Annotated in this window: 3 protein-coding genes; all 3 read left to right on the top strand. The window is 63.2% G+C overall.

Going from position 1 to position 5,805, the window contains the following annotated elements; genetic code table 11:
• Positions 1–1,800, top strand: a 1,800-nt coding sequence (locus tag VMR03_RS16555; protein WP_325407174.1) for a TonB-dependent receptor, incomplete at its 5' end; no start/stop codon positions are given.
• 130 nt (positions 1,801–1,930) lie between these two features.
• On the top strand, positions 1,931–3,706 hold the full coding sequence (locus tag VMR03_RS16550; protein ID WP_325407172.1) for a CocE/NonD family hydrolase: 1,776 nt from the start codon (positions 1,931–1,933) through the stop codon (positions 3,704–3,706).
• A 104-nt stretch (positions 3,707–3,810) separates the two neighbouring features.
• Positions 3,811–5,805: bifunctional rhamnulose-1-phosphate aldolase/short-chain dehydrogenase (locus tag VMR03_RS16545; RefSeq protein WP_325407170.1), on the top strand; the 1,995-nt coding region annotated here is incomplete at its 3' end.

Genomic DNA, 5,805 nt, shown 5'->3' with positions numbered 1-5,805 from the left:
GATTTCGAGGCCGAAGGCCGTGCGAGCTACGGCAGCTACAACGAGGTCAAGGTCAGCGGCGCCGCGTCCGGTCCGCTCACTGAAGACGGTTCCCTGCTCGGGCGATTCTCGTTCTTCTCCAATACGCGCGACGGCAACGTCACCAATATCGACGCGAAGAACGGCAACGAGAAGATGAACGACCATAACGAGTGGAGCGGCTCGGGCAAGCTGCTCTACAAGCCGAACAGCGACTTCTCGCTCTATCTTATCGGCACCTACTGGCAGCAGGATCAGGATTGCTGCGTCTGGACGCAGCGGAGCGTCTCGGACGATCCTCTGGGAGCCTTCGCCACGGCGCAGGCGAGCCTGTCGCGGCCGCTGGAGCCGTCGGAGCACAATCGCGAGGCGATGATCGACTATCCTTCGCATCAGAAGAGCTGGAATGGCGCCCTGACGCTCACCGCGGAATACGAGCTGTCGGACTATACGATCCGTTCGATCACCGGCTGGCGCAACTATCACACCAAGGAGTTCTACGACATCGACTCGACGCCGCAGCCGGGCCTCGTGGCGGGATCGGACTCGAAGATCAAGCAGTATTCGGAGGAACTCCAGTTCGTGTCCAAGAGCGCGAAGCTGGAACACACGATCGGCCTGTTCGCGATGGGACAGACCATCGACACGTTCTCCGACTTCTACGGCACGTTCAATATCCTGCCCGCGTCGTTTCCGGCGCGGACGGTCGACGATTTCGCCTACAAGACGTTCAACGCGGCGGTCTACGGGCAGGCGACCTATCATTTCGACGACCAGTGGGCGTTGAGCGGCGGGGCCCGGCTTCTCTACGACCGGATCGAGTCCGACTACACGCATACGCCGAACTCCGCCGCGATCGGTCTTCTCGGGCCAGGCGGGCTTTTCGACTTCCTCCTTCACCCCAATCCGCTGGTGGCGCTCGGAACGCCGGATGCCTACAGCGCCGAGAAGTCCGACGTCGCCGAAACCGGCATGATCAGCTTGCAATATTCGCCGACCAGGACGACCTCGGCTTTCGTGACCCTGAGCCGCGGCTACAAGGGCTACGGCATCGACGCCGATAGCGGCGTGGGCACCGGGCAGGCGACCATCGTGAAGCCTGAAATTCCGACGGACCTCGAGATCGGCCTGCGCAGTGTGCTTGCCAACAAGGTTGCCGTCAGCCTCACCGGCTTCTGGACCGAGATCGACGACTTCCAGGCATTCTCCTACGATCCGCTGACGGCGCGTTCGAAGGTCCGCAACGTCGGCAAGGTGCGCACCCGCGGCGTCGAGCTCGAAATGTTCGGCAATCCGCTGGAGAATCTTTCCGTCAACGGCGGCATCACCTACACCAACGCGGTCATTCGGGAATATCCCTCGGCCGGTTGCTACAGAGATCAGACGGCGGCTGAAGGTTGCGTCGGCGGCGTGCAGGATCTCGCGGGCAAGCGGTTGCCCAATGCGCCGAAGTGGTCGTTGAATGCCAGCACCACCTACTCGCAGCCGCTCCCTGAAACGACGTTGGCGGCGTTCATCACGGGCGACGTGTCCTGGCGTTCCGAGGTGCTCTACGACCTCGGTCAGGATCCCAACACCATCCAAGGCTCCTATGCCATCTTCGGCGGCAGGATCGGTCTGAAGGACGAGATGAACGAATGGCAGATCGCCCTTTGGGGAAAGAACCTGCTGAACAAGGACTACGCGGCGGCCATCTTCGGCTCACCCTATCTCTACACCGGCTACAGCCAGTTCCTCGGGACGGAGCGGACGTTCGGCGTCGAGGTCAGCGCGAAGTTCTGACGCATGAGACAAGCACTACGGTGAAGCCGCGTCCGTGCTGAGATGCGGCTTCACCGGCGGGGCGACGCGATCCCTCCCGGTCTGGCGCCGCCCCAAATTTTTCCGGATTCAACTGCCAAGGCGAGGCCATATGTTCCGCTCACGTATCATCGTCACGCTTTCTCTCGTCGCGCTGACGGCTGGCCTCTCCGGATGCGGCAAGATCAAGGAGTGGGGCATCGAGGCGTTGGCCTCCTACTACGTTCCTAAATATCTGGGCTATATCCCGCCCTACGAGAACGACGCGCAGGACGTGCAGACCGTCAAGGTCGCGATGCGCGATGGGGTGAAGCTCGAGACGCATATCTATCTGCCGGAAGGCAAGGGCCCTTGGCCCACCATCGTCGTTCGCGATCCCTACTCCTATTCGAAATATCTGACTTGCCGCCTTTATGTCCGCTACGGCTATGCCTGCGTGCATCAGGATGTGCGCGGCCGGTTCGGCTCGGAAGGCGATTGGTATCCGCTGGTTCACGAGCGTGCCGACGGCGTCGATACGCTGAACTGGGTTCTGGCGCAGCCCTGGCAGAACGGGAAGCTCGCGCTCGTCGGCGCCTCCTATGTCGGTCTCGTGCAATGGGCGATCGCGGACAAGCTGCCGCCGGAAGTGAAGACCTTCATTGCCGACGTGTCTCATGGCGATTACTACGAACTCGCCTATCACGGCGGCCAGTTCGATCAGGGCATCACCGGCGCCTGGCTGGCAAGCCTTTATCCCGAGGGGCGCGACGGCAAGGAATCGGCGCTCGAATGGGAAAAGAACGTCGCGGGTTTTATGCCCGCCAATGGGGTCGATCCGGCGAAGTTCGGCAAGGCCTGGCCGGCCTATCGCGATTACATCGCGCATCCGGAGAAGGGCGATCCCTTCTGGCACCAACCGATCTATAACGAGATCCGCGACAGCTACAAGGGCGTGGCCGTACCCGTCATGCTCACCGGGCGCTGGTACGATTTCTTCCTGCGCGGGACGCTCAAGATGTTCCCCGACTTGCCGACGCGCGCCGAGAGCCTGCTCGTCATCGAGCCCGGCGACCATAGCGGGCGCACCGGCGACCTCGAGGTGCCGGGGAAGAAGCGGGGCTTCGCCAACACCGTCGTCTGGCTCGATCATTATCTGAAGGGCGAGCCGCTTCCCGACGAGTTGAAGCCCGGCTATCGCTACTATGTGAACGGCGCCGATCGTTGGGAACACGCCGACGCATGGCCGACGACGCAGACCGTTGAGACGCTTTATCTCGCCGATCTCGGAAAGGCGAAGGGCAAATGCGACGGCGGACGTCTTGCGGCGGCTGAAGCGGAAACCGCGCCGGTCTCCTATGTCTACGATCCGAAGAACCCGGTGCGTACGCGCGGCGGCTCCTTCCTGCTTGCGCCCGATGTCGCGCCCGCCGCAAACGCCGAGCAGGGGAGCGATCTCTGTTCGCGCGGCGACGTGCTTTCCTTTTCGTCCGAGGCAATCCCGACGGCGAAGCTCATTTCGGGCCCGATCACCGTCAAGCTTCGGGTTTCCAGCAGCGCGCCGGACACGGCCTTCGCGGTCAAGCTGTCGGAGCATTTCGCCGACGGGCGCGTGTTCAATATTCGCGACGACTACATGGCGCTCGCCTTCCGCAAGGGCGACGACACGCGGTTGACCTATACGCCCGGCGAGGAAGTCGAACTCGAATTCGCGATGAACCCGATTGCATGGCAATTGCAGCCCGGTTCGAAGCTCAGGCTCGACATCACCTCGTCGAACTTCCCGGCCTTCCCGGTGCATTCGAACAAGGCCGGCCTCTGGAGCGCCATCGCGACCACCGACATCGCCACGCAGACCGTCCATGGCGGCTCGGTGGCGCTGGCGATAGAGGGGACGGCCGCGAAGTAAGCTCGGCCAGGTGTTATGTTCTGTTATAAACTGAAAATTTGTGTTCAAAAATGTCCAATACGGTAGACTACGCGCCATCGACTTTGCAAACGCGTCAGGGCGCCATGTCTGATCTGAAACCGTTTCCCAGCTGGGACCAAGCGTCCGCCGGCTCGTCCGAACTGGACAAGCTCATCTATCGGTCGCGCCTGCTCGGCTCCGATCTGCGCCTGACGAATTTCGGCGGGGGCAACACCTCGGCGAAGATCGCCGGAACCGATCCGTTGACGGGCCAGCCGGTCAGCGTGTTGTGGGTCAAGGGATCGGGCGGCGATCTCGGCTCGATTTCGGCCGACGGTTTCGCGACGCTCTATCAGGACAAGCTTCTCTCGCTTACCTCGCGTTATCGCGGCCCCGAGTTCGAGGACGAGATGGTCGAGCTCTTCTCCTATTGCGCATTCGGCGGCAATCCGCGCGCGCCGAGCATCGACACGCCGATCCACGGCTTCATTCCCTATGCCCATGTGGATCACGTCCATCCCGACGATGTCATCGCCATTGCCGCCTGCCGCGACGGCGCCGCGGTGACGAAGGAGATTTACGGCGACGAGATCGGCTGGATGGACTGGCGCCGTCCGGGCTTTGAACTCGGCCTTCGCATCGGCAAGCTCGCGACCGAAAATCCGTCGCTGAAAGGCGTCGTCCTCGGCGGACACGGGCTCGTCATCTGGGCCGACACGTCGGAGACCTGTTTCGAGCGGACGATCGAGGCGGTCGAAAAGGCGCGGAACTGGCTCGCGCGCCGTCCCGCATCGGCGCCCTTCGGGGAGCCCAGGGGGTCGGAGGTCGCGACGCCGGCGCGCGCCGAACTGGTCGCCCGGTTGCTTCCTGTGTTGCGCGGCGTCGTCAGCGAGAAGGAATACAAGGCCGGGCATTTTCTCGATACGCCGGACGTCCTCGAATTCGTGAACTCGTCGCGACTGGAGGAACTTGCCGCGCTCGGCACCTCTTGCCCGGATCACTTCCTGCGAACGAAGCGCCTGCCGTTGTTGCTGAAATACGATCCCGCGAGGGACGACATCGAAACGCTGGCGACGCAGGCGAAGATCGCGGTGGAGCAATACACGCGCGATTACGCGGCCTACTACCGGCGCAATGCCGAGCCGGATTCGCCGGCGATGCGCGATCCCTATCCGGTCGTGGTCATCATCGAACGCATCGGCATCGTCTGCTTCGCGCTCGACAAGGTGACGGCGCGGATCGCGGCCGAGTTCTACGTCAACGCCATCAACGTCATGCGCGGCGCGGAAATCGCCGGCGGATATGCGGGCCTTGCCGAGAACGAGGCCTTCCGCATCGAATACTGGGCGCTGGAAGAAGCGAAGCTTCGCCGCATGCCTCCGCGCGCGCCTCTCGCCGGTCGCGTCGCCTATATCACGGGGGCGGCCGGAGGCATCGGCCTTGCGACGGCACGGCGGTTGCTCGCCGAGGGCGCCGTCGTCTTTCTGACTGACATCGACGATGCGCGGCTTTCGGCGACACTCGACGATCTCGCGGGCAAATACGGGAGCGACCGCGTTCGCGCGCACAAGGTGGACGTCACCGACGAGGCGCTGGTCGTGGAAAGTTATGCCGCGCTGGCGCGGGAATTCGGCGGCGTCGACATTGTCGTCTCCAACGCCGGCATCGCCTCTTCAGCCCCCTTCGAAGCGACGACGCTCGAGATGTGGAACCGCAACGTCGGCATCATGGCGACGGGCTATTTCCTGGTCGCGCGGGAAGGTTTCCGCCAGATGCAGGCGCAGGGTCGCGGCGGCAGCATCGTCTTCGTCGCGAGCAAGAACGCCATGGCCGCGTCGCCCAATGCGGCGGCCTACTGCACGGCGAAAGCGGCAGAGGTGCAGCTCGCGCGGTGCATCGCCCTCGACGGCGCGGCCTATGGAATCCGGGCCAACGTCGTCAACCCGGATGCCGTTCTTTCGAATTCGACCATATGGCAGGGCGAATGGGCCGAGCAGCGGGCCAGTGCCTACGGCGTTTCGGTGGAGGCGCTGCCGGATTTCTACAAGAGCCGGAGCTTGCTCAAGCAGCAGATCCTGCCCGAAGATGTGGCTGAGGCC

The sequence above is a fragment of the Parvibaculum sp. genome (assembly GCF_035511255.1).
Taxonomy (GTDB): domain Bacteria; phylum Pseudomonadota; class Alphaproteobacteria; order Parvibaculales; family Parvibaculaceae; genus Parvibaculum.
Note: the sequence above shows the minus strand (reverse complement) of the source record. Positions and strands in the feature narration are given on the sequence as shown.